The 23,274-nt window shown below is 64.4% G+C and carries 26 protein-coding genes; 14 read left to right on the top strand and 12 right to left on the bottom strand.

Annotated elements, in window-relative coordinates; genetic code table 11:
* The first annotated feature begins 14 nt into the window (after positions 1-14).
* From DT068_RS11545 to DT068_RS11520, 6 genes are all read left to right on the top strand, one after another.
* Entirely contained in the window at positions 15-308 is a 294-nt protein-coding gene (locus tag DT068_RS11545) for a helix-turn-helix domain-containing protein (protein WP_119389989.1), read from the top strand.
* Positions 309-438: 130 nt separating this feature from the next.
* Positions 439-1,785, top strand: a complete 1,347-nt coding sequence (gene aptA / locus DT068_RS11540; protein WP_119389988.1) for an omega-aminotransferase AptA — start codon at positions 439-441, stop codon at positions 1,783-1,785.
* 163 nt (positions 1,786-1,948) lie between these two features.
* Positions 1,949-3,157, top strand: a complete 1,209-nt coding sequence (locus DT068_RS11535) for an EAL domain-containing protein (RefSeq protein WP_119389987.1) — start codon at positions 1,949-1,951, stop codon at positions 3,155-3,157.
* Positions 3,158-3,181: 24 nt separating this feature from the next.
* Entirely contained in the window at positions 3,182-4,006 is an 825-nt protein-coding gene (locus DT068_RS11530) for a TIGR01459 family HAD-type hydrolase (RefSeq protein ID WP_119389986.1), read from the top strand.
* Between the two features lie 123 nt (positions 4,007-4,129).
* Complete coding sequence (locus tag DT068_RS11525) at positions 4,130-4,555, top strand: MaoC family dehydratase (RefSeq protein WP_119389985.1); 426 nt, start codon at positions 4,130-4,132, stop codon at positions 4,553-4,555.
* A gap of 76 nt (positions 4,556-4,631) precedes the next feature.
* Positions 4,632-5,642 (top strand): bifunctional riboflavin kinase/FAD synthetase, encoded by a 1,011-nt coding sequence (locus DT068_RS11520; RefSeq protein WP_119389984.1) that lies wholly within the window; start codon positions 4,632-4,634, stop codon positions 5,640-5,642.
* Here the strand turns inward: DT068_RS11520 and DT068_RS11515 are convergent.
* Complete coding sequence (locus tag DT068_RS11515; RefSeq protein ID WP_119389983.1) at positions 5,639-6,559, bottom strand: LysR family transcriptional regulator; 921 nt, start codon at positions 6,557-6,559, stop codon at positions 5,639-5,641. The genes DT068_RS11520 and DT068_RS11515 overlap by 4 nt on opposite strands.
* Positions 6,556-7,125, bottom strand: coding sequence for a pyridoxamine 5'-phosphate oxidase family protein (locus tag DT068_RS11510; protein ID WP_119389982.1), 570 nt, complete (start codon positions 7,123-7,125; stop codon positions 6,556-6,558). Before DT068_RS11510 ends, DT068_RS11515 begins: the two co-directional genes overlap by 4 nt.
* 107 nt (positions 7,126-7,232) lie before the next feature.
* Between DT068_RS11510 and DT068_RS11505 the strand changes: the two genes are divergently transcribed.
* Positions 7,233-8,408 (top strand): MFS transporter, encoded by a 1,176-nt coding sequence (locus DT068_RS11505; protein WP_119389981.1) that lies wholly within the window; start codon positions 7,233-7,235, stop codon positions 8,406-8,408.
* A gap of 12 nt (positions 8,409-8,420) precedes the next feature.
* The gene (locus tag DT068_RS11500; protein ID WP_119389980.1) at positions 8,421-9,479 is read left to right on the top strand and encodes an SDR family oxidoreductase; all 1,059 of its coding nucleotides are present in this window, start codon (positions 8,421-8,423) and stop codon (positions 9,477-9,479) included.
* Between the two features lie 431 nt (positions 9,480-9,910).
* Here DT068_RS11500 and DT068_RS11495 read toward each other — a convergent pair whose 3' ends face one another.
* Genes DT068_RS11495 through ubiA form a run of 4 tightly spaced genes read right to left on the bottom strand, consistent with a single transcriptional unit; the run spans position 9,911 to position 13,176 of the window.
* A complete protein-coding gene (locus DT068_RS11495) occupies positions 9,911-10,171 on the bottom strand; it encodes a DUF4170 domain-containing protein (RefSeq protein ID WP_119389979.1) in 261 nt (86 codons plus the stop codon).
* The gene (locus DT068_RS11490) at positions 10,168-10,935 is read right to left on the bottom strand and encodes a 3'(2'),5'-bisphosphate nucleotidase CysQ (RefSeq protein ID WP_119389978.1); all 768 of its coding nucleotides are present in this window, start codon (positions 10,933-10,935) and stop codon (positions 10,168-10,170) included. The genes DT068_RS11495 and DT068_RS11490 overlap by 4 nt, the downstream gene beginning before the upstream one ends.
* Positions 10,922-12,259 (bottom strand): TldD/PmbA family protein, encoded by a 1,338-nt coding sequence (locus DT068_RS11485; RefSeq protein WP_119389977.1) that lies wholly within the window; start codon positions 12,257-12,259, stop codon positions 10,922-10,924. Before DT068_RS11485 ends, DT068_RS11490 begins: the two co-directional genes overlap by 14 nt.
* Positions 12,256-13,176 (bottom strand): 4-hydroxybenzoate octaprenyltransferase, encoded by a 921-nt coding sequence (ubiA, locus tag DT068_RS11480; protein WP_119389976.1) that lies wholly within the window; start codon positions 13,174-13,176, stop codon positions 12,256-12,258. The genes DT068_RS11485 and ubiA overlap by 4 nt, the downstream gene beginning before the upstream one ends.
* A gap of 80 nt (positions 13,177-13,256) precedes the next feature.
* Here ubiA and DT068_RS11475 point away from each other — a divergent pair, with 80 nt between their 5' ends.
* The 4 genes from DT068_RS11475 to DT068_RS11460 all read left to right on the top strand — a co-directional run bounded on the left by DT068_RS11475 (position 13,257) and on the right by DT068_RS11460 (position 16,351).
* Positions 13,257-13,985: a 16S rRNA (uracil(1498)-N(3))-methyltransferase gene (locus tag DT068_RS11475; protein WP_119389975.1), complete on the top strand. Its 729-nt coding sequence runs from the start codon at positions 13,257-13,259 to the stop codon at positions 13,983-13,985.
* A 64-nt stretch (positions 13,986-14,049) separates the two neighbouring features.
* Positions 14,050-15,477 carry a glutamate--cysteine ligase gene (locus DT068_RS11470; protein ID WP_119389974.1) on the top strand — a complete coding sequence of 476 codons (1,428 nt, stop codon included), beginning with the start codon at positions 14,050-14,052 and terminating at the stop codon, positions 15,475-15,477.
* An 81-nt stretch (positions 15,478-15,558) separates the two neighbouring features.
* A complete protein-coding gene (locus DT068_RS11465; protein WP_119389973.1) occupies positions 15,559-16,071 on the top strand; it encodes a DUF2569 domain-containing protein in 513 nt (170 codons plus the stop codon).
* The gene (locus tag DT068_RS11460; protein WP_162914146.1) at positions 16,064-16,351 is read left to right on the top strand and encodes a hypothetical protein; all 288 of its coding nucleotides are present in this window, start codon (positions 16,064-16,066) and stop codon (positions 16,349-16,351) included. Before DT068_RS11465 ends, DT068_RS11460 begins: the two co-directional genes overlap by 8 nt.
* Before the next feature lie 5 nt (positions 16,352-16,356).
* Here DT068_RS11460 and DT068_RS11455 read toward each other — a convergent pair whose 3' ends face one another.
* Both DT068_RS11455 and DT068_RS11450 read right to left on the bottom strand, forming a co-directional pair.
* Complete coding sequence (locus DT068_RS11455; protein WP_119389971.1) at positions 16,357-17,346, bottom strand: NAD(P)H-dependent flavin oxidoreductase; 990 nt, start codon at positions 17,344-17,346, stop codon at positions 16,357-16,359.
* A gap of 85 nt (positions 17,347-17,431) precedes the next feature.
* The gene (locus tag DT068_RS11450) at positions 17,432-18,313 is read right to left on the bottom strand and encodes a LysR substrate-binding domain-containing protein (RefSeq protein WP_119389970.1); all 882 of its coding nucleotides are present in this window, start codon (positions 18,311-18,313) and stop codon (positions 17,432-17,434) included.
* A gap of 165 nt (positions 18,314-18,478) precedes the next feature.
* Between DT068_RS11450 and DT068_RS11445 the strand changes: the two genes are divergently transcribed.
* Positions 18,479-18,757, top strand: coding sequence for a DUF1127 domain-containing protein (locus tag DT068_RS11445; protein ID WP_119389969.1), 279 nt, complete (start codon positions 18,479-18,481; stop codon positions 18,755-18,757).
* Between the two features lie 105 nt (positions 18,758-18,862).
* Here DT068_RS11445 and DT068_RS11440 read toward each other — a convergent pair whose 3' ends face one another.
* The 4 genes from DT068_RS11440 to DT068_RS11425 are packed head-to-tail and all read right to left on the bottom strand — an operon-like array spanning position 18,863 to position 22,485.
* Positions 18,863-19,834 carry a DUF937 domain-containing protein gene (locus DT068_RS11440; protein ID WP_119389968.1) on the bottom strand — a complete coding sequence of 324 codons (972 nt, stop codon included), beginning with the start codon at positions 19,832-19,834 and terminating at the stop codon, positions 18,863-18,865.
* Between the two features lie 20 nt (positions 19,835-19,854).
* On the bottom strand, positions 19,855-20,523 hold the full coding sequence (locus DT068_RS11435) for a DUF937 domain-containing protein (protein ID WP_162914145.1): 669 nt from the start codon (positions 20,521-20,523) through the stop codon (positions 19,855-19,857).
* Between the two features lies 1 nt (position 20,524).
* Positions 20,525-21,871 carry an MATE family efflux transporter gene (locus tag DT068_RS11430; RefSeq protein WP_119389966.1) on the bottom strand — a complete coding sequence of 449 codons (1,347 nt, stop codon included), beginning with the start codon at positions 21,869-21,871 and terminating at the stop codon, positions 20,525-20,527.
* Complete coding sequence (locus tag DT068_RS11425) at positions 21,868-22,485, bottom strand: HAD-IA family hydrolase (protein ID WP_162914144.1); 618 nt, start codon at positions 22,483-22,485, stop codon at positions 21,868-21,870. Before DT068_RS11425 ends, DT068_RS11430 begins: the two co-directional genes overlap by 4 nt.
* Positions 22,486-22,736: 251 nt before the next feature.
* Between DT068_RS11425 and DT068_RS11420 the strand changes: the two genes are divergently transcribed.
* Positions 22,737-23,273, top strand: coding sequence for a glyoxalase superfamily protein (locus DT068_RS11420; protein ID WP_119389964.1), 537 nt, complete (start codon positions 22,737-22,739; stop codon positions 23,271-23,273).
* Position 23,274 lies beyond the last annotated feature (1 nt).

Raw genomic sequence — 23,274 nt, 5'->3', positions numbered from 1 at the left:
GGAGTTAAGACCGGATGGTCAAGATCGAAGCATTTGACAGCGTTTGGGATGCCCTTGAGGACGATCCCATTGAAGCTCGCGCTTTGGAGCGCCGCGCCAATCTCATGCGCCTTGTCCAAGACAAGATAGAAAAGGGCAAGTGGAGCCAGCCTGAAGTTGCCAAGATGCTTGGCATCAGTCGGCCACGCGTCTCCGATCTCGTTCGCGGCAAGCTCAGCAAGTTCTCCCTGGACACGCTGCTTATCTTTGTCGAGCGTATGGGCGATGAAGTCCATATTGCCGTTCGCAAGCCGAAAATGGCCGCCTGACCAAAACTGGTGATTTGAAGATGTCCGGCAGCCCCGGCGCATCTGGTATGTGCCAATTCCGCCCCCTGGCATTTCCTCGGGGCCGGCCTTTCTGCTAGGTATCACGCGACCGAAACCGAGGAGCTCTTCCATGAACAAGCACGCGGGCGCTGCCCAGTGGGACCCGTCACCCAATAATCTTGAACCCTTCTGGATGGGCTTCACCCCGAACCGCGCTTTCAAGAAGAAGCCGCGCCTCATCGCCCGCGCCAAGGACATGCATTATTACGACATGACCGGCCGCCCGGTGCTCGACGCGACGGCGGGCCTGTGGTGTTCCAATGCGGGACATTGCCGCGACCGCATCGTCGAGGCGATCCAGAAGCAGGCGGCCGAGCTCGATTTCGCCCCGACCTTCCAGTTCGGCCACCCCAAGGTGTTCGAGCTGTCGTCCCGCCTCGCCACGCTGGCGCCCGGCGACCTCAACTACGCCTTCTTCTGCAATTCGGGATCGGAAGCCGCCGACACCGCGCTCAAGATCGCGCTCGCCTATCACCGCGCCAAGGGCGAGGCCTCGCGCACCCGCCTCATCGGCCGCGAGCGGGGCTATCATGGCGTGAATTTCGGCGGCATCAGCGTTGGCGGCATGGTCGCCAACCGCAAGTTCTTCGGCACGATGCTCGCCGGCGTCGATCACCTGCCGCATACCTATAACCGCGCCGAGCAGGCTTTCACCAAGGGTGAGCCAAAATGGGGCGCTCATCTCGCCGATGAGCTCGAGCGTCTCGTCGCCCTGCATGATGCCTCCACCATCGCGGCCGTCATCGTCGAGCCGATGGCGGGCTCGACCGGCGTGCTGCCGCCGCCCGTCGGCTATCTCAAGAAGCTGCGCCAGATCTGCGACAAATACGGTATCCTGCTGATTTTCGACGAGGTCATCACCGGCTTCGGCCGCCTTGGCCATCCCTTCGCCGCCGAGCGTTTCGGCGTCATTCCCGACATGATCACCTTCGCCAAGGGCGTCACCTCGGGCGCCATTCCGATGGGCGGCGTCATGGCGCGCCAGCACATCTATGATGCCTTCATGAACGGCCCCGATCACGTGATCGAGCTCTTCCACGGCTATACCTATTCCGGTCATCCGATCGCCGCGGCCGCGGGCGTGGCCACGCTCGAGACCTACAAGGAAGAAGGCCTGTTCGAGCGTGCGCTCAAGCTCGAGGACAAATGGGCCGATGCCGCCATGTCGCTCAGGGGCAAGCCTCATGTCGCTGACATCCGCACCATGGGCCTCGTCGCCGCCATCGATCTCAACCCGATCGATGGTTCGCCCGGCAAGCGCGGCTATGATGCCATGGAGAAGGGCTTCCATGATCATGGCATCATGCTGCGCATCACCGGCGATACGATCGCCCTGTCGCCGCCGCTCATCATCAAGGAAGAGCAGATCTCGGAAATCTTCGAGGACAAGCTGCCGAAAGTCCTCGCCGCAATCTGAGCCGCGGCCGGCTCTCTAAAGCCCGTTTGAAGAAAAGCGTGGATGCGCGCCAGATTGGGGCGTGATGGCTATTTCGTTTTCTGCCGTCACGTCTTAAGGTGTTTCCGGCAGTTGACTTTCTTTGTTAGTGTCGGGCTAGAGTGATTCGGGGAACGTACATCTTATGACGCGGCCCGCGCTACCCTTGGGGGTTGCTGCGATCCTGGCCGTGGCGATGAGCGCCGCGGCCGGTGGCGGCGTGATCTATTCGGGCCAGCGCATCGAGTTTGCTCTGGCGCTTGCGGGCCTCGTGCTTGCGGCCACCCAGCTGGTGATCTTTCTTTATCGCGACCTCTATTACCGGCGCCGGCTCGCCGCCATGGGCGAGCTGCATCAGCGCGGCCGCAAGCTGGCCGAGCGCCTGGCGGCGCTCACCACGCGCGTCGATGTGCTGGAAGGCAGCCGCGATGAACGCCCGGCAGCACGCTCGGCGGAGGCGTCGGACTTCAACCGGGAATTCGAGGAGCTGCGCCGGTCGATCGAGCGGCTTGCCGGGGAATATGTCAAGGCCACGCCCGCCGCCAGCCAGCGCCGCGAGCCCGCACTTCCGCCGCAGCGCGATGACGAGCAACGCCGCGAGGAACCGCGGCGTGATGCGGAAGAGCGGCCCGCCGTCGCCCATCAGCTCGAATTCTATCTCGAGCCGATCGTGTCTCTCAATGACGACGTGACGCGCCATTACCGCGCCTCGCTGGTGCTCGAGGGCCAGGGCCACCGCGTTGCCTATGAGGAGCTCACCCGCCAGGCCGCGGCCAATGGCTTGCGTCCCGATCTCGACGGCCATGCGGTGAGCCGCGCCTTGAGCGTCGGCCACCGGCTGGCGGCCAAGCGGCCGGACACTTGCGTCTTCGTGCCGGTGGGACCCGAGACGCTCGCTTCCCGCGAAGCGCTCTCGGCCATCGAATGGCAGATGACCCAGGCCGGCGACCGGGCCGCCGGCATCATCTTCGAGATCGACCACGCCACCATGGCGGCCCTGAGTCCGCGCGGCATCGAGGGCCTGGCCCGCATCGCCCGCTTCGGCTCCGGCCTCGCCCTCAGCCGGGCGCATGGCATGGGCATCGATCTCGATGCGCTGCGTGACCTGCAGTTCCGCTGCATCTCCTTCAGCGCCGCGGCCCTGCCGGAAGCCCACGCCGTTCCGGCCTGGGCCGAGACATCGCGCTCCGCCCGCGATTATGGCTTCAGCATCGGCGTGCAGGGGCTCTTCTATCCCGAGCAGGTCGATATCGCCGGCCGCTGGGCCGAGCTCGGCAGCGGCCCGGTCTTCGCACCGCCGCGCCGCGTCAAGGGCGATGCCGTGTCGATCGACCGGATCCGCTCGGCCGCCTGAACCCTTCGGACATATCAGGACATCATGAAAGATCTGTCGGCGCGCTATCCGGTCTGGTTCTGCGACATCTGGGGCGTGGTGCATAATGGCGTGGAACACTTCCCCCCGGCCGTTGAAGCTCTGCAACGCCATCGCGCTCAGGGCGGGTTTGTCGTACTCCTGACCAATGCGCCGCGCAGCGCCGCCAAGGTGGCGGGCCATCTTGCCCATCTGGGCGTCACCGGCGATCACTATGATCTCATCGTCACTTCGGGCGATGTCACCCATGAGCTGATGCGCCCCTATGACGGGCACCGCATCTATTACCTGGGGCCGGAGCGCGACCTGGGCGTGCTCGATGATCTGAGGATCGAGAAATCATCGCCCGACAAAGCCGAGGTCGTGCTGTGCGTCGGCCTGGTTCATGACGACACCGAGACGCCCGATGATTATGCCGAGCTGCTGGCCACCCTGGCGGCGCGGCGATTGCCTATGGTCTGCGCCAATCCCGACAAGGTGGTGCGCCGCGGCAGCCGGCTGATCTATTGCGCCGGCGCCCTTGCCGAGCGCTATGCGGCGCTGGGCGGCGAGGTGACCATGGCCGGCAAGCCCTACAGGCCCATTTACGATCTGGCGCTGGCGCGTGTCGCCGAGCGGCGTCCGGGGATCGGCAAGGCGAGCATCCTCGCTATCGGAGATGGTCCGGAAACCGACATCAAGGGGGCTGCCGATTACGGTCTCGATGTCGTCCTGATCGCCGGCGGCATTTCCGAGGAAGGCATCGATCCGGCCCATCTGGAGGCCGAAATCCGCCAGATCGTGCCCCGGGCCCGCATCATGCGCAGCCTTCCGCATCTGGCCTGGAGTTGATTGCCCATTGGATTCAAAGGATTAACCAAAGTTCCCGCAGGCTCGGCGCTGCGACTTTGGGAGAGCTTTTCTTGTGCGTCGCAATATGGTTATTTAGCACCTGCAACCAAAAGGAGTGCGGCAATGTCCGGCGCCCATTATTGCATCGAGGATCTCGAGGTCGGCATGGAGGCGGCCCACGAACGCGTGGTGACCGGCAATGACATCGAGACCTTCGCCGAGCTTTCGGGCGACAACAATCCCGTCCATCTCGACGCCGACTTTGCCGCCAGATCGCCGTTCAAGGCCCGCATCGCCCATGGCATGCTGACCGCGAGCTTCATCTCCACCATCCTCGGCACCAAGCTGCCGGGCTATGGCTGCATCTACCTCTCCCAGACCTTGCGCTTCAAGGCGCCGGTGAGGATCGGCGACACGGTGCGTGCGCTTGCCCGCATCTCGTCGCTCGACCGCGACAAGCGCCGCGCCTCGCTCGACTGCTCGGTCTCGGTCGGCGACAAGGTGGTGCTGGAAGGCGAGGCGCTTGTCCTGGTGCCTTCCCGCGCCTAAGCATCGGACCGAAAAGTGTGAAGCGGTTTTCGGATAATCCGATGCGCAAGAAAGAATCCTTCTCTAGAATCGTCCTATGACCAGCATGATCATCGAGGCCGGCGCGCCGCTGCCGCAGGAATTGCGCGGCGCTGTCATCGCCATCGGCAATTTCGACGGAATCCATCGCGGCCATCAGCAATTGCTGGCCGAGACCCAGGCCGAGGCCCGCCGCCGCAACACGAATTGGGCGCTCGTCACTTTCGAGCCGCATCCGCGCAGCTTCTTCCGGCCGGCCGAGCCCGTCTTCCGCCTGACACCCTTGCCCCTGAAGGCGCGCCTCGTCGCGGCGCTGGGCGCGAGCTTCACCGCGGTTCTCGCTTTCGATGCCGCCTTTGCCGCGATGACGCCTGAGGATTTCGTCCGCAGGCAATTGAGCGAAAGGCTCGGCGTCGCGCATGTCGTCACCGGCTATGACTTCCATTTCGGCCATGGCCGCAAGGGCACACCGGAAACCATGCGCGCTCTGGGCCGGCAGCTGGGCTTCGGCGTCACGGTGATCGACCAGGTGACCGATGATGACGGTTACGCACCCTTCTCCTCGAGCGCCATTCGCGATTCGCTGCGCCACGGCCATGTGAGCGAGGCGTCGCGCCAGCTCGGCTATCACTGGACGGTGATGGGCGAGGTCGTGCATGGCGACCAGCGCGGCCGCACCATCGGCTTCCCGACCCTCAATATCGTGCTGCCCGACGGATCGGAACCGTTCCAGGGCATCTATGCCGTGCGCGTGCGCGACGCTGCTGTTCGGGGCATGACACGTTGGAAAGGTGCCGGCTATTTCGGCCGCAGGCCCACTTTCGCCAGCGAGAAGACCTTCCTCGAAGTGCATCTTCTCGGCTTCGACGGCGATCTCTATGGCAAGACGATGCTGGTCGATTTCATCGACCTCATCCGGCCCGACCGCCGCTTCGACACCATCGATGACCTGGTGGCGCAGATGAAGCTTGATTGCGCCGCGGTCGAGCGCCGCCTCGCCGCCGAGGATGCCGCCGATCCTCTGTCGGGCTTTCCGCTGGCGCAGGCGCAGAGAAACGGAATACTTTAAGCATCGATCGGCGGAAAACGCACCTGGGCGCTCAGATAGTCGAGGAATGCCCGCACGCGTGCCGGCAAGTGTCCGCCCTGGCCGACATAGACCGCGAACATCGTCTCGATGTCGCCGGGATTGTATTTTTCGAGCACCGGCACGAGACGCCCGGCCTTGATATCGGGCGTGATGTGGAAGCTCGACAGCCGCACCAGGCCCAGTCCTGACAGAGCGAGCCGGCGCAGCGCCTCGCCGTCGCTGACCAGCGCATTGCCATTGAGATTGCGGGTCATGCTCACGCCTTTGCCATCGACGAAAGGCCAGCCGGCGATATGGCGGGTGAAGCAGAAGCCGAGCTGATTGTGCCGGTCGAGATCGGCAAGCGTCCTGGGCTCGCCATGCCTGGCGAGATAGTCGGGTGAAGCGACGACGATCAACCGGCTGTCGCCGAGCTTGCGCGCTATGAGGCGCGATTCGCGCAAGGGCCCGGAGCGGATGGCGACATCGGCGCGCTCTTCGATCAGGTCCACCACCCGGTCGGTGAGCCCGACATCGACCTTGATCTGCGGAAACCGGTCGAGGAAGCCCGGCAGCAACGGCAGGAGATAGTGGAGGCCGAAGGGGACATTGCTGTTGATGCGAAGCCGCCCCTGCGGCTCGGCACCGCTCGCCGCTTCGCGCTCGGCCGTCGCCATGTCTTCGAGGATGCGCAGGCCGCGCTCATGGAAGGCCGCACCTTCCGCGGTGAGTTGCAATTTGCGCGTCGAGCGGTTGATGAGGCGCGTGCCGAGGCGGCTCTCGAGGCGTGCGACGAGCTTGCTCACCGCCGAGGGCGTCATCTTGAAGGCGCGGGCGGCGGCGGAGAAGCCGCCCAGGTCGACGACGCGGACGAAGACCTCGATCTCGCCGGAGCGGTTGACCTCGAGCCGGCTCACGACACCATTTCTTCTTCGTCGATCAGCCCGGTCGGCAGGCCGTCCATGCTGGTAAGGTTCTTCTCGCGCCAATAGGCTTCGAGTCCGTCCTCGCTTTTGGCTTCCGCCCAGCGGTCGAGATTGGGCCGCTCGGCGCGATAGTCGAAAAGCGGTACGCCATAGCCGCAGGAGGTCTGCACCAGGTCGATATCGAGACGGATGATCTGGCGCGCCCCCAAAGGTTCGCTGCCGCCATAATGGGCGTCGAGCAGCGCCAGATATTCCGGGCTGTTGCGGCGGATCGTGCGGCCTCGGCCATAGAGGCGCAGGATCACGGGCGGGCCATCGAAGGCGCAGAACATGATGGTGAGCCGGCCATCGGCCTTGAGATGCGCCGCCGTCTCATTGCCGCTGCCGGTCCGGTCGAGATAGATCGCGCTACGGGCATCGAGGAGCCGCAAGGCGTCGGTCGGGCGCGGCGAGATATTGACCCGCGTGGCTTCGGCGGCCGAGGCGGTGAAGAAGATGTGCTGGCGCCCGATGAAATTGCGGTGGGCGTCCTCGATCCGGGTGAATTGCTTTGCCATAGTGAATTGAACTCACAAATCCTGTTACTTTATGCATTCTAGTTCATAGTCCGCGAGGCGTCCATCTATCCCGGCAGCCGGCATCTGGGCCGGCTGTGGGACAAATCATGCCTCTTGCTCTCTATGCGCTCACCGCCGGCGCTTTCGGAATAGGCGTCACCGAATTCGTGATCATGGGCCTCCTCATCGAGGTGTCGGGAGATCTCGGCGTCTCGATCCCGGCGGCGGGCCTGCTGATCTCGGGCTATGCCCTAGGCGTCGTGCTCGGCGCGCCGATCCTCACCGCCTTGACCAGCCGCTGGCCGCGCAAGAATGTGCTTCTCGCCCTCATGCTCATCTTTACCATTGGCAATGCCGCCGCTGCGGTGGCGCCGGACTACTGGACCTTGATGGCGGCGCGCATTCTCACCGCCTTCGCCCATGGTACCTTCTTCGGCGTGGGCTCGGTGGTGGCGACCAGCCTCGTCGCGCCCAACCGGAAGGCGTCAGCCATCGCCATCATGTTCACCGGCCTCACCGTCGCCACCATATTGGGCGTGCCCTTCGGCACCTGGCTCGGCCAGATGTTCGGCTGGCGCTCGACCTTCTGGGCCGTGACTTTTGTGGGTCTCGTGGCGCTCGCGGTGATCTGGGCCTTCGTTCCGCGCAACAAGGCCGTCGCCGCGCAGGGCAGCTTCCGGGACGATCTCAAGGTCTTCCGCCGCCCGCAGGTTCTGCTCGGGCTTCTGACGACGGTGCTGGGCTATGCCGGCGTCTTTGCCGTCTTCACCTATATCGCGCCGATCCTGACGAGCCTGTCGGGCTTCTCCGAAGCCGCCGTGTCGCCCTTGATGCTGCTCTTCGGCGCCGGCCTCATGATCGGCAATCTCCTCGGCGGCAGGCTCGCCGACCGCAGGTTGACACCGGCGCTGTTGGGCAGCCTCATCGCTCTGACGGTCGTGCTGGGGCTGATGAGCTTCGCCATCCATGACCGCATCGCCGCGGCCGCCTTCGTCTTCCTACTCGGCATGTCCGCTTTCGCGACCGTGCCGCCTTTGCAGATGTGGGTGCTGGAGAAGGCGGAAGGCGCGGGCCAGAGCCTCGCTTCGAGCTTCAATATCGCCGCCTTCAATCTCGGCAATGCCGGCGGTGCGTGGCTCGGCGGCGTCGTCATCGATCACGGACCCGGCTTGGGATCCGTCACCTGGGCCGCAGCGCTGGTGACCTTATCGGGTCTCATCGTCGCGCTGCTGGCCTTGCGGCTCGATGCCGCGAAGCGGCTGGCGGTTTGCCCGGCCGAATAAACGGAGGAATTCATGAAAACGCAGAACAAGGTGGCGCTGGTCGCCGGCGCCCAGGGTGTGATCGGGCGCAATCTCATCACCCATCTCGAGGCGGAAGGCGGCTGGGACATCATCGGCCTGTCACGGCGGGGCGGCGAGGCGAAAGAGGGCACGCGCCACATCGCCGTCGATCTTCTCGATCGCCGCGATGTCGAGGCGAAACTCGGTCCCCTCGCCAATGTCACGCATCTCTTCTATGCCGCCTATCAGGACCGCGGCAGCTGGGCCGAGCTTGTGGCGCCCAACCTCGCAATGCTCACTTATCTCGTCGAGGCCATGGAAGCCTCGGCACAGCACCTGCGGCATGTGAGCCTGATGCAGGGCTACAAGGTCTATGGCGCGCATCTGGGTCCATTCAAGACGCCGGCGCGCGAGACCGATCCGCCGCCCATGCCGCCCGAATTCAATATCGACCAGCAGAGGTTTCTGGAGGCCCGCCAGACAGGCAAAAGCTGGACCTGGTCAGCGCTGCGCCCCAGCGTGGTCGGTGGCGTAGCACTCGGCAATCCGATGAATCTCGTCATCGCCATTGCGGTCTATGCCGCGATGTCGAAGGAGCTGGGCCTGCCGCTGCGCTTTCCGGGCAAGCCCCAGGCCTATGACAAGCTCATCGAGGTGACGGATGCCGGTCTCCTGGCGCGCGCGACCACATGGGCGGCGACCGAGCCCAAAGCGGCCAACCAGGCCTTCAACATCAACAATGGCGATCTCTTCCGCTGGAACGACATGTGGCCGAGGATTGCCCGCTTCTTCGACATGGAGGTCGCAGGCCCGATGCCTTTGCAGCTCAGCATCGTCATGACCGATAAGGAACCGCTCTGGAACGCCATGGTCGAACGCCACGGGCTTGCCCCGACGCCCTACAAGGACGTCTCCTCCTGGCCCTTCGCCGATTTCGTCTTCTCGTGGGATTATGATTTCTTCGCCGATGGCAGCAAGGCCCGCCGCCTCGGCTTCCATGACCAGGTCGATACGGAGGCAATGTTCCTGGAGCTCTTCACCGAGCTCCGCCGCCGCAGGATCGTTCCGTAACCACCACGCGCGCAGAAAGTTTCGCACCCTCCCTCATCCGTCATCCCGGCGAAAGCCGCGATCATATGCACACAATTCGCGGGCGAGCCTTTCACCCTCGCCCCGCTTCAGCGGGGAGAGGGTAGGGGCCCGCCGCGCAGCGGCGGGAAGGGTGAGGGGCCAGCGCGCAACTTTCATACAGGCCCCTCACCCTCCCATTGCTTCCGCAATGGGTCCCTCCCTCTCCCCGCTGAAGCGGGGCGAGGGCAAGGTCGCAATCCCCTCTACGATATGTGAATCCGATAGCGGCGAAAGCCGGGATCCATTAAACAAGTGCACCGCGAGCAGCGCTGATGGCTCGGAGGGAATTTAGGGGATCCCGGCTTTCGCCGGGATGACGAATTGGGTCGGGTCGGAGTCTCGCTTGGAGCAATCCTCTGCGGCTCTGAGTACTATTTCTTCTTCTTCGTCGTGTCCGTCGCGGGATCGAGCAGGCGATGCAGATGCACGATGAAATAGCGCATCTGCGCATTGTCGAGGGTTTCGCGCGCCTTCCCGGACCAGGCTTTCTGCGCCGTCTTGAAATTGGGATAGATGCCGACGATGTCGAGGCCCGCGACATCCTTGAAGGTGATGCCGTCGAGATCGGTGAGTTCGCCGCCGAAAACGAGATGGAGAAGCTGCTCCGGTTGTTTCTTGGGTGACTTGCTCATGTTGCTGCGAGATGCTCCAGAAGTGCCGCATGAAGAGCGTGCGACGTTGCCACATAATTCGCTTGCCGCGTCTCGGCGCGGTTATAGGCGAAGACCTGTCCGTCGAGCCCGGTGACGGTTCCGCCCGCTTCGTGCACCAGAAGGTCGCCCGCCGCAAGGTCCCAGTCATGCTTGGGCGTGGTGGAGAGGGCGGCCTCGAGCTCGCCTGACGCCACCCGCGCAAGGCGCATCGCCAGTGGCGTGTTGCCGCTGGCGATCGCTTCGATCGGCGCCGTGGCTTCGAGCTGCCGGATGGCGCTCGCATTGCCGAGTACGCGCGCACCGGCAAGCCCGGAAGGTCGGGCCAACTGCAGCTTCTCGCCATTCAGCCTTGCACCCTTGCCGCGTTGCGCTTCATAGAATTGATCCGCCATCGGCCGGTAGATGGCGGCAAGCTCAGGCCTCCCGTCGACGAGAAGGGCGGCCGCCACGCACCATTCATCGCCGCCTTGCGCGAAGGCGCGGGTGCCGTCGATCGGATCGACGATCCATACCTGGCGCCGCGCCAGCCGGTCCGGCGTGTCGGGTGTTTCCTCCGACAGCCAGCCATAATCGGGACGCGCCTCATGCAGCAACGCCTTCAGGACCTTGTCGACCGCGAGATCGGCCTCGGTCACCGGCGATCCGTCGCTCTTCGTCCAGCGCTTGATCTTCTGCTGGAACAAAGAGCGGGCCAGACGGCCCGCTTCGCGCACCGCGGCGTGGAGAAGCTCAGCGTCCGCCAAGGGTCATCCCTTCGATGAGGCAGGAGGGCGCGGTGAGGGAGGTGCGGTAGATGAGGTCATTGGCCGGGGTGAGACGGCGGAACATGTCGGCGAGCTTGCCGGCCAGTGTCACCTCGCTCACCGGATAGGCGATCTCGCCATTCTCGACCCAGAAGCCCGCCGCACCCCGGCTGTAATCGCCGGTCACGATATTCGGGCCATGGCCGATGAGCTCGGTGACGTAAAAGCCGGTGCCGATCGCCTTCATCATCTGGGCGAGGTCCTCGCGGCCCGGCCGCATCTCCACATTGGACGAGGAGGGGCCTGGCGGGCCGGCAAGGCCGCGCGCCGCATGGCCGGTCGTCGCAAGGCCGAGTTGGCGCGCCGAGCCCAGATCGAGGATCCAGCTCTTGAGCACGCCGTCTTCGATGAGCGGGAGCCTCCTGGTGGCGATGCCTTCCGCATCGAAGGGCCGCGAGGCGAGGCCGCGCGCCCGCAGCGGATCGTCGAAGATCTGGATCGTGGGCGCGAAGACCGGCTGGCCGAGCTTGTCGCGCAGGAAGCTCGTGCCGCGCGCGATGGCCGAGCCCATGATGGCGGAGAGGAAATGGCCGACGAGGCTCGAGGCGATGCGGTTGTCATAGATGACCGGCACCGACTGCGACCTGACCTTGCGCGGATTGATCTTGCGCGCCGCGCGCCGCCCGGCCTCGCGGCCGATGTCCTCCGGCGACCTGAGATCACTGCGGTGAATGACGGAGGAGAAATCGTAATCGCGCTCCATGCCCGTGCCTTCGCCGGCGATGGCCGTCGCGCTGAGCGACAGTCCGGTGCGCCGGTAGCTGCCGGCAAAGCCGTTGGAGGCGGCGAGCACGACGGTACGGGCTGATGCCGAAGCGCCGGCGCCGCCTGATTTGCTCACCCCTTCGACGGCGAGCGCAGCGCTCTCGGCGCCGAGCGCCATGTCGCGCAAGGTCGCGGCGTCGGGCATGTCATCGCCCGCTATGTCGAGTTGAGCCCAGGTCTTCGCGATCTGGTCTGCATCCGCAAGGCCGGCATAGGGATCGGGCGGCGCCGCTTTCGCCATGGCGACAGCCTGCTCGGCAATGCGTGCGATGCCGGCCGCATCGATCTTGGATGTGGCGATCGCCGCGGAAGACTGGCCGACAAAGACCCGAAGGCCCACCTCGCAGGCCTCCGACTGCTCGAGATTTTCGATCGTGCCGTCGCGCACGGCAACGTCGAGGCTGCTTCCATCGACGACCAGCGCATCGGCGGATGTTGCGCCGGATTGTTTTGCGGCGGCGAGAGCGGCTTCGGCGAGGTCAAGGAGCTTTTGAGTCATTTTATGAATGTATCGAGGAGAAGGCCCAGAAGAAGGATAAGCCCGAAATCGCGATTGGACAGGAACAGCCTATGGCAGCGCTGCGGATCGTCGATATCGAGGCGTGAGATCTGCCAGGCAGCGTGGAAGGCGGCCGCGGCCACACCCATATGGGCGAAGAGTCCCGCTTGCGCAAGCCACAGGCTGGCCTCGATGAGGATGAGCGCCAGGATGAAGAAGCCGGAGATCCAGTAGACCGATGAAGCGCCGAATTTCAGCGCTGTCGATTTCACCCCGATCAGCACATCGTCTTCCTTGTCCTGATGCGCATAGATCGTGTCATAGGCGAGCGTCCAGGCGATGCCGCCGAGATAGAGAAGCACAGCCGGCCACGCCAGGCCGTCATGAACGGCGCTCCAGCTGAGGAGAGCCCCCCAGTTGAAGGCAAGGCCCAGGAACACCTGCGGCCAATAGGTGAAGCGCTTCATGAAGGGATAGATGGCGACGATGACGAGCGACGCCGCGCCGATGAGGACGGTCGTCCAGTTGAACTGCAGCAGGATGAGGAGCCCGGCAAGGCATTGCAGGACGAGGAAGACGAAGGCCGCCTTGACGCTCACCTGGCCGGAAGGAATGGGGCGTGAGCGGGTGCGCGCCACTTGCGCGTCGAAATCGCGATCGGCGATGTCATTGAGGGTGCAGCCGGCGCCCCGCATGATGACGGCGCCGAGGAAGACCAGGAATCCGTACCAGAAATTGGGCGCGCCGCCGCCCGCCGCGATCTGCGCCAGCGCCAGGCCCCACCAGCAGGGCAGCAGCAGCAGCCACCAGCCGATCGGCCGGTCGAGCCGCATGAGGCGCGCATAGGGCCGCAAGGCCCGCGGCATGAAGCGGTCGACCCAGTTGTCCTTCCGGGCGTCGGCGACATGATCGGTCATGGCCGTCTGTTAGCCCGGCTATGGGCTTCAAGCCAATAGGCCCATTGCGCGCAGCCGCTTTGCAGGGTTACGAGGAGACGATGCGAGACACGCCGCGCCTTTATGTCGACTTCCAGCTAGCCGAACGCGCCGAGCATGCCCTGACGCAGGAGCAGGCGCATTATCTGCGTGACGTCATGCGCCTCAAGCCCGGCGATCCGGTCAGGCTCTTCAATGCGCGGGATGGTGAGTGGCGCGCTTATCTGGGTTCCGTCACGCGCAAGGCCATGAGCGTCATCTGCGAGAAGCAGCTCGCCGAAGCCGCCCCGCCGCCCGATATCGATTTCCTCTTCGCGCCGCTCAAGCATGCGCGCCTCGACTACCTGGTGCAGAAGGCGACCGAGCTCGGCGCCCGTCGCCTGCGGCCCGTCTATACCGCGCGCACCATCGTCGAGCGCGTCAATCTCGACCGGATGAAATCGAATGCGGTGGAAGCCGCCGAGCAATGCAATCTGGTCTATGTGCCCGAGGTCCTGGAGCCCGAAAAGCTCGACCGGGTGCTTGCCGGCTGGGATCGTGGCCGCGCGCTGATCTATTGCGATGAACGCTCCGATGGCGAGGACACGCTGTCGCTTCTCAAAGGGCTCAGCCTTCCGGCCGCCTTGCTGATCGGCCCCGAGGGCGGCTTCACGGCCGAGGAAAGGGAAGGGCTCCGGCGCCTCCCCTTCGTGACCGCCATCTCGCTGGGTCCCCGGATCATGCGGGCGGATACGGCGGGCACCGCCGCCTTGGCGCTGGTCCAGGCTGTCCTGGGCGACTGGCAGCCATGAAAATCCATCACTGACCCATCACAATCTTTGACTTGTCGTCATGCGGGCCGCCGAGTAGGTAGCCATGTCTCCATCGCGCCCCCAGCGCGTCGCAACCAAGGGACTGATCTTGAGCGGACCTACACCTGACACGCCTGAGGCGCGCGCCCTCATCACCGGCAAGCGCCAGCTGATCGACTATATCGCCAAGGGCGAGAAACCCCCGTCCGATTGGCGGATCGGCACCGAGCATGAGAAATTCCCGTTTCTGACCGACACCTTGGAACCAGTCCCCTATGACGGCCCGCGCTCGATCAAGGCGCTGCTGGAAGGGCTGAAGAACCGCTTCGGCTGGACCGGCGTCTATGAGGAAGGCAACATCATCGCCCTTGCCGACCCGCATGGCATGGGCTCGATCTCGCTCGAGCCCGGCGGCCAGTTCGAGCTGTCGGGGGCGCCTCTGAGCACCGTGCATGAGACCTGCGATGAGGTGCATAATCATCTGGCCCAGGTGCGCGAGGTCGGCGATGCGCTGGGCATCGCCTTCCTGGGGCTCGGCTCGTCACCCTTGTGGACCAGGGCCGAGACGCCGGTCATGCCCAAGGGCCGCTACAAGATCATGGCGGCCTATATGGACAAGAAAGGCAGGCACGGCCGCGACATGATGTTCCGCACCTCGACGGTGCAGGTCAATCTCGACTTCTCTTCCGAAGCCGACATGGTGAAGAAGCTCAGGGTGTCGCTGGCTTTGCAGCCGGTGGCGACGGCGCTCTTCGCCAATTCTCCGTTCACGGAGGGAAAGCCCAACGGCTTTAAGAGCTTCCGTTCCGCCGTCTGGCTCGACACCGATCCCGACCGTTCCGGCATGCTGCCTTTCGCCTTCGAGCAGGGCATGGGCTATGAGCGCTATGTCGATTACGCGCTCGACGTGCCGATGTATTTTGTCCATCGCGACGGCCATTATCACAATGTTGCAGGCGAAAGCTTCCGCGCCTTTCTCGATGGCAAGCTGCCGCAATTGCCGGGGGTCAGGCCGACCTTGCAGGACTGGGCCGATCATCTGACGACGATCTTCCCGGAAGTGCGGCTCAAGAAATTCCTCGAAATGCGCGGTGCCGATACCGGGCCGTGGCGCACCCTCTGCGCGCTGCCGGCTTTATGGGTCGGCCTCCTCTATGACCAGGCTTCCCTCGATGGCGCCTGGGAGCTGGTGAAGGACTGGTCGGCCGAGGACCGGCAGACATTGCGCGAGGCGGTGCCGCGTGAGGCGTTGCAGGCCAGGGTCAAGGGCCGTCTCGTCCAGGACGTGGCCAAGGACATGCTGGCTCTGTCGCGCAGGGGCCTGGGCGAGCGCCGCATTGTCGGTTGCAAGGGCAAGACTGAAACCCGCTTCCTCGATGAGCTTGATGGCATTGCCGCCTCAGGCCGCAGCCGGGCCGAAGACCTGTTGCAGCTTTACGAGACGAGCTGGCATCGCGACGTTAAACGGGTCTTCCGCGATTTCGCCTACTAACAGGATTTCCCGTTTAGGTTGCTCGACTCGGATAATAAACCCTTCAATATATAAGAGGGCAAGAGAGCGGGGGACAGGGCTATGGCAACACCGGCAGATTCTGCAGCGGCGAGCGATACGGCAAAACCGGCGGAGGGCCCAAGAGGTATCGGCGGCTGGCTGATCCTGCCCATCATCCATCTCGTCATCACCATCCTCTTGACCGCGTACAATGTCATGATGGCCTTGCAATACTGGTCCGGCATCATGGCGATGGTGACCGGCAATATCGACCCGGCCTATCGCTGGATGGCGGTGCCGACCATCCTTTCCCTGGTGCTGGGCATCGCTCTCGTCGCCTTCGCCATCTATGTTCTGGTCAGACTGTTCCAGAAGAGGCGCGAAGTGCCGCGGCTGATGATCTGGTTCTACTCGCTGGTGCTGGCGGTGACGTTGTTTGAATCGGGCATGGTCTTCGCTTTCGAGGAATTCCGCGAGAGCTCCGCCGATGTCGGTCAGGCGCTGAAGGATCTGATCAGGGCCTTTCTCGGCGTCGCCATCTGGATTCCCTATTTCCTGGTCTCGAAGCGCGTGAAGGCGACCTTCGTTGAATAAGCGGTTGATCGCAGCGGCGGTGCTTGCCGGATTGATGCTGTCCGGTTCGGGCGCGGCATATGCGGCGGCGGACGGTGATTGCGGTTCGGCGGCGAGCGCGCCGGCTGTTCCAGGCACCGCGAATGAAGCCGAACCGCGCCGCTGCGAAAATGAGTCTGCCGCAGAGGGATCTGCCGAGCCGCCCATGCCGGACTTCGAGCCGCCGACCAGCGGCGCTCTGCCGGATGCTTCAATGCCTGCCGAGCAACCGGAGGAGATTCCACAGGAATCATCGCAGTGAGCTGATCAGCTCACGGCCACGCCTGCCTGCGTTCTCAGTAGCTGTTCCGCATCCGTCGCGATTTCCCGGACGATTTCGCCGGCGGGCTTGATGTCATGGATGAGATCGAGGCCTTCACCTGCAAAGACGACAGCCTTGCTGGTGTCGCCAGCGCGCGCAGCGGTCCAATAGGCTTCCGCCTCGTCTTTGAGATTCTGCCCGAGCGCGCGCTCATTCCCGTGCCATTTGCGGCTGAAGTCATTGGCGATGGCGCGGCCCGTATAGCCCTCCGGCCAGTCGAGGTCGCGGATGATATCGAAGACACGCGTGCGCAGCGTGTCGTCGCTTCGCGCCTTGGTCAGCAGCTGCTTGGCGTTGTCGCTGCCGAGCGCTTCCGGCGTCGCCCAGAAACGCGTGCCGACCAGTATGCCGGAAGCGCCGAGCATCAGCGCCGCCGCAAGCCCGCGGCCATCCGACAGGCCGCCGGCCGCGACCACCGGCACCTTTCCGGCAATGTCCGCGACGGCCGGTGTCAGCGTCAGCGTCGTGCGTCCCGATTTGCCATGGCCGCCCGCTTCGGTGCCCTGCGCCACGATGATGTCGGCGCCGGCATCGAGCGCGCGCTTGGCGCCGTCGAGATCCTGGATCTGGCAGATGAGCGGCACGCAAGCAGCCTTGATGCGCGACGCGAACAGCGTCTCATCTCCGAAGGAGAGGAAGAAGGCCTTGGGCGCCCGTTCCATCGCCTGGTCGAAGAGTTCGGGGAATTGCGTCAGCGACCAGGTGATGTAGCCGACGCCAACCGGCGCATTGCCGGCGGCGCGGAACTGCTCCTCCATGAAATCCTTGCCGCCATAGCCCGCTTTCGCATTGCCATAGCCGCCGCCGATGATGCCGAGCCCGCCCGCCTGGCTCACCGAAGCCGCGAGCTTGCCGCCAGCGACACCGCCCATCGGCGCCAGGATGATCGGATGGGTGATGCCGAGAAGGCGCGTGAGTGCCGTGCCGATGGCCATGTTGCCTGATCTCTTGCGAATGGTTGAAACGCGCCAAGTATGCCTTGCGCCGCAACCGTCACGTCATGCAACTTTTCGGGGGAAGCTATTCCGCCGCCATCAGCTGGCGCGGCATATTGGAGATGCTTTCCGAAATATGCTGGCCGAGCGCTTCCGCCGCCGAGCTGCGTCGTCCCGGCCGGTGCACGATGCCGAGACGGAACGAGCCGAGCGTCGGGAAGCCGTCCTTCTCGGTCAGGATGCGCATGCCCGGGCGCACGCAGATCTCCGGTATCGAGCCCACCGCGAGGCCGGCGAGGACGGCGGCGTTGACCGCATTCGAATTGGGGCTTGAATAGGCGATGCGGTAGTTGCGCCCCTGGCGTTCGAGCGCCCCGATGGTGAGCGCCCGCCATTCGCAGCCGGTATGAGAAATGGCGACCGGCAGGGTGTCGAGCATGTGGACGCTGTGGCGTGCCGAGGTGACCCACACCAAAGGTTCGGTCCGTATGATTTCGTCGGCGAAGATCTCGGAGCACGCGGTGACAAGCGCGAGATCCAGCTCGCCATGGCGGGCGCGCTCGAACAGCTGGCCGCTCTGTGCGCAATCGACATTGACCGTCACCAGCGGATGAGTGCGCGAGAAGCGGGCAAGGATTTCGGGCAGGAACCGGTCGGCATAGTCGTCGGGCGTGCCGAAGCGCAGCGTGCCGGTGAGCTCGGGCTTGGTGAAGGCCGCCACCGCCTCGTCATTGAGATTGACGATGCGCCGCGCATATTCGATGAGCCGCTCGCCATCGCCGGTGAACCGGCTCTGCCGCCCGTCGCGCACGAAGAGCGGCCGGCCGATGAGCTCTTCCAGCCGCTTCATCTGCATGGAGACCGCCGACTGGGTCTTGTTCACCTCCTCGGCCGCCCGGGTGAAATTGCCGGTATCGGCAATGGCGAGGAAGGTCTTCAGGAGATCGACATCGAGATTGGGGATCATGGCCTGCTTCCATCAAGAGTTCTGATGGATAATATAAGACATATTCGTTGGATTTATCAATGGCAGAGCTTCATATTCAGATCATCCAATTGAGACACCAGCGCCGCTTTCGGGTGGCGGGAGCCGCAAGGAGAATGGTCTTCTTGCGCCACGGAGGATCGTGTCATGAGAGACTATGCCCTGAATCGCGCGATTTTCGATGACAGGATTGGCAACCGGTCGTTGTTTTCGCGGCTGTTCCATAACTGGAAGGCCCGCCGGGAAGTGAACCAGCTCGCCTCGTTCGATGATTTCATGCTGGCCGATATCGGCGTCAGCCGCGCCGACGTGGACTGGGCGGCGAACCTGCCCTTGACCACCGACCCCACGGAAGCCCTGGAGAACCGGGTCACCGTGCGCCAGCGTCACCAGCCCGCCCGCCGCGCCGGCTGGGGCGCCTACTGAACCTGACACCCCACGCGGTCGGACGATCCTGTCGCCCCTATTCCCGATCGCGTAACTGCGGCGGCCTTGCCGATCACTCCCCTGTCGCGCAAGGCCGCCTTTTCTCTATCTCCGCCTGGTCACCCGATCGACCGAATTGAGCAGGTCGTCGGCGGCGTTGCCGGTCTTGGTGCCGCCGCCCAGCACGTCATCGATGCGCCGCCGGCTGCGGTCGGCGACCTCGCGGTTGACATTGCCGCCCTGGCCGCCTCCCATCATCTCGCGCAGGAGGTCTTCGAGGCTGACCGAGCCCGGCTGCGGTCGTGGCGCATTGGGTGAAGCGCCGCCTGTGCCACCGCCTTGCTGCTGCGCCCGCCCGCCGCCCAATATGTCGCCGAGGATATCCTCCAGCCCGCCGGTGCCGCCCTTGGGTGCCGCCTGTCCCTGCCGGGTGCCACCACCCAATATGTCGCCAAGAATATCGCCAAGTCCGCCGCCGCCCGGACCGCCGGCAGGGGGGCTTTTGGGAGCCGCCTGGCCCTGGCGGGTGCCGCCACCCAGAATGTCGCCCAATATGTCGCCGAGCCCGCCGCCGCCGGGACCTCCCGCCGGAGGCGTCTGGCCCGCTTTTCCGCCGCCCAGTATGTCGCCGAGAATATCACCGAGCCCGCCGCCGCCCTGGCCTGAGCCTTGCGGCACCTGCGCGCGCGCCGATCCGCCGCCGCCCATGCGCTTGGCGAGCTGTCCCATGACGATGGCGGCAATGACGGGAAGCATCTTCTTGAGCACCGCCGAGCCGACGCCCGACAGATCCGCTGCATGATTGGCGACGCCCCGGCTCACATCCTTCGAACCGAAGACATGGCCGAGAATGGCGTTCCCGTCATCGGCGACCTGGTCATATTGCAGCGACGAGGCATCATCGGCATAGCGGCCGTGATTGCCGGCCTGCAGCGCCTTGAGCAGGTTCTCGAGGCCGCCATCGCTCTGGTTGTTGCGCCTTATGCCGGCGGCGACCACCGGTGCCAGCTGCTCGAACGCGGCGCGGGTCTGCGCCTCGTTCAGTCCGAATTGCCGTCCGATCTCCGAGATGTCCATCTTGTGCCTCCTGTTTTCAACTAACGCCGAATAGTGCCGAGGATTTCGCCGAAGATCTGGTCGAGCGACAGCGTATCCGTGCGCTTGCGCCGTGTCTTCCGCTTCTTGCGTGTGCCGAAATAACTGGAAGTGCTGCGGCGACGCCGGCGTCGCTTCGGGCCGAATTGCCGCGTCGCCTCCTGCACCGCGCCTTTGACGACGGCATCGATGATGGAGGAGAGAATGCCGCCCTGTTCTTCACCTTGGCCTTGCGCAGGCTGCGCACCAACCAGGCTTTGCGGCTGCGGCTGGCGGTAGCTGCGCGCCAGGGCTGCGAGCACGGCGCTGGCGGCGATGGCGGCAAGCCGTTGCATCGCCGCGTCATCGGCCTTGATGGCGAGCGCCTTGCGCGCGGCCTGGGCCGATCCATAGATCTCGGCCAGCACGGCTTCGCCGTCGCTGACGATCTCGGGATCATCCATAAAATTTGAATCATCGAGGAACGCATCGCCCTCGCCATCCTCAAGCAGATCGAGCAGGCCTTCGAAGGCGTTCGGATCCTCCGCCCGCTCGCGCAGTTTTGCCGCGATGGCGGGGGCCAGCCGGCCCAGGGCGCGCTCCGCCCTCGCCGCATCGATTCCGGCAGCCTGTCCGGCATTGACGAAGAACTCACCACCCTGAGCGCCGCGCAGGATATCCATCAGTCCCATGTCATGCCTTCTGCTGCTCCACCTGGCCGATGATCCTATAGGCCCAGGCCACGGAGGCAACACCGAAGATGACCGAGCCCAGCGCCATGCCGGCCATGACGCCTTCGGGGCCGGCGACATGGGCGCCATAGAGCGCGAAGGGAATGGTGCCGAGCGTGGCCTTGCCCCAGTTGAACGCTGTTGACGTATTGGGATGGCCGAGATTGTTGAAGGCGGCCGAGGCGACGAACTGGGCGCCGGCGAAGGCCCAGCTGCCGGCAATGAAGCTGCAGAAGAACAGGACGAGGTCGATGGTGCGGCCGCTGGCACGGAAGAGGTCGGCGATCTCGTGGCGGAAAAGGAACAGGAGCGCCGATGTGGCGAGCGTATAGATGGTGGCGAAGATCAGCCCGTCGGTCAGTGTGCGGCGCACGCGGTCGTAGCGCCGCGCGCCGAAATTCTGCCCGATGACAGGGCCGACCGAGCCCGAGAGCGCGAAGATGATGCCGAAGGCGACCGGGATGATGCGCCCGACGATGGCGGCGGCGGCGACCGCCTCATTGCCGAAGGGGGCCACCGAGCGGGTCGCATAGGCATTGGCGAACGGGGTGGCGAGTTGGGTCAGCATGGCCGGGATGGCGATTTCGGAGATCTCGCGCATGTCGGCCCTGAGCCTCGTCCAGCTCGGCGGGGCGAAGAAATTGTGCACGCGATGGACGCTGCGCAGGCCGATGGCGAGCGCTCCCAGATCCGCCAGCACGCCCGCGAGCGCCGCGCCCTGGATGCCCCAGCCCAGCCAGAAGATGAAGATCGGATCGAGGATGGCGATGATGATGGCGACGACCAGCGTCACATACATCGCACGCCGCGCATCGCCGAGGCCGCGCAGGATGAAGGAGCAGGCGACGCCGCCGGCGAGGAACACGAAGCCGGGCGAGGCGATCCAGATGAACTGCTTGGCAAGTGCCAGCGCTTCGCCCTGGGCGCCGAGCAGGCGCAGGAGCCAGTCGGCGGCAAGCGCTATGAGGAAGGAGAAGCCGACCGACAGGATGGCAGAATACATGAAGCAGCTGGTGGCGAATTCGCGCGCCCGTTCAGGGCGCTTGGCGCCCAGATTGCGGGCGACCAGGACGGCGGCGGCGATGCCGGTGCCGATGCACAAGGAGAGATTGGTGAAGACGACGGTGCCGGCATAGCCGATCGCCGCGGTGATCTCGGTCTTGCCCAGGAGGCTCAGATAGAACAGGTCGGCGAGGTCGACGAGGAACATCGACATGAGGCCGAGCGCCCCGGTGAAGGTCATCACCACGACATGCCGCATGGTCGAGCCCGTGACGAAGCGGGCTTCGCTTGTCGGAGCATGGCTCATGCAGCGGTCAGCTGCAGACGGACGGCTTCTTGGCGCAGGACGTCATGGGACACGAAATGATGGGCCTGGAGGCCGGCGATCCTGGCCCCCTCGACATTGGATTTCTTGTCGTCGGTGAACCAGGCTTTGCCGGCCTCGATGCCGAGACGCCCGATCAGGCGGCGATAGCTTTCGGGATTGGGCTTCTTGGTCAGGAACTCGAAGGAGAAATAGCAGTCGGCGCCGAAAATCTCCGCCGCTTCGGGAAAGATTTGGGCCAATCCCTCCTTCATCAGGGGGCCGTTATTGGTGAACAGCGCGACGCGCCGGTGGGCGGCGATCCGGCGGATCAGCGCCAGCATATCGGGCCAGGGCACGATCGAGGCACGCCGCGCCTCGATCCATTCGTCGCGCGTGATCTCGTGGCCGAGCCGGCTGGCGAATTCGGCGAGATATTCTTCCGCCGTCTGGTAGCGGCCGGCATCGGCGGCGTCTTCGAAGCCCGAGTCCCACAAGGCGGCGCGGATGTCGCGCGGCATCTTGCCGGAAATCCGCGACAGGGCGCGCAGCCGCGCGCCCAGATCATAGCGGCAGAGCACGTCGTCGAGATCGAATATGGCAATGTCAACGCTCATCCCTGGCCGGTCTTTTTGATTCTTACAGTGTCTAAATGCTACTACGTTGCGAAGGCATTTTGACAGGCCGTCAGCAGATTGACTTGCCTGCCGCTCCCTCGCTAGTCTTCCTGCCGGGCTTGATGCAGCCTGCCGCTTGCGCCCTTCGGGGTATGGTGAATGTATCACGAATTTCCCTTTCATCCGTTGCAGCGGGCGAAGAGATCGGCAAGGCAGGCACTGACAGCAACTTCGCCCCGGCAAGGATGACAATGCGTACATTCCACGATGCCAAGGCCATGGCCGCCGCGTTGCGCGAGGGCCTGAAGAAGAAATCCATGGCGATAACCCACAGCGAAAGTCTGGAGCTCGTCGCCGCCCAGTTCGGTTTCGCCAACTGGAACATTCTGGCGGCGAAGCTTGCAGATGACGGGCAGGTCAACTTCAATTCCGCCATCCCGATCATCCGCATCTTCGCGGTCGACAAGGCGATGGAGTTCTATTCGGGCTTCCTCGGCTTCACGCTCGATTGGGAGCATCGCTTCGGCGACAATTTTCCCCTTTATGCGCAGCTCTCGCGGGACGGCCTCGCTTTGCATTTGAGCGAGCATCATGGCGATGCGACGCCAGGCTCGAAGGTCTTCATCACCATGACCGGGATCAGGGCATTTCATCGCGAGCTCTCGCAAAAGCACTATGCCTATGCCAAGCCCGGCCTCGAGGAGGCCTTCTGGGGAGCGCTGACCGTGGAAGTGGCCGATCCTTTCGGCAACCGTTTGCTGTTCAATGAATATCAGACAGAAAAATGAC

The organism is Taklimakanibacter lacteus (assembly GCA_003576695.1).
GTDB classification, from domain to species: domain Bacteria; phylum Pseudomonadota; class Alphaproteobacteria; order Rhizobiales; family Aestuariivirgaceae; genus Taklimakanibacter; species Taklimakanibacter lacteus.
The sequence above is the reverse complement of the archived record's forward strand: the minus strand, read 5'-3'. Positions and strand labels throughout refer to the sequence as shown.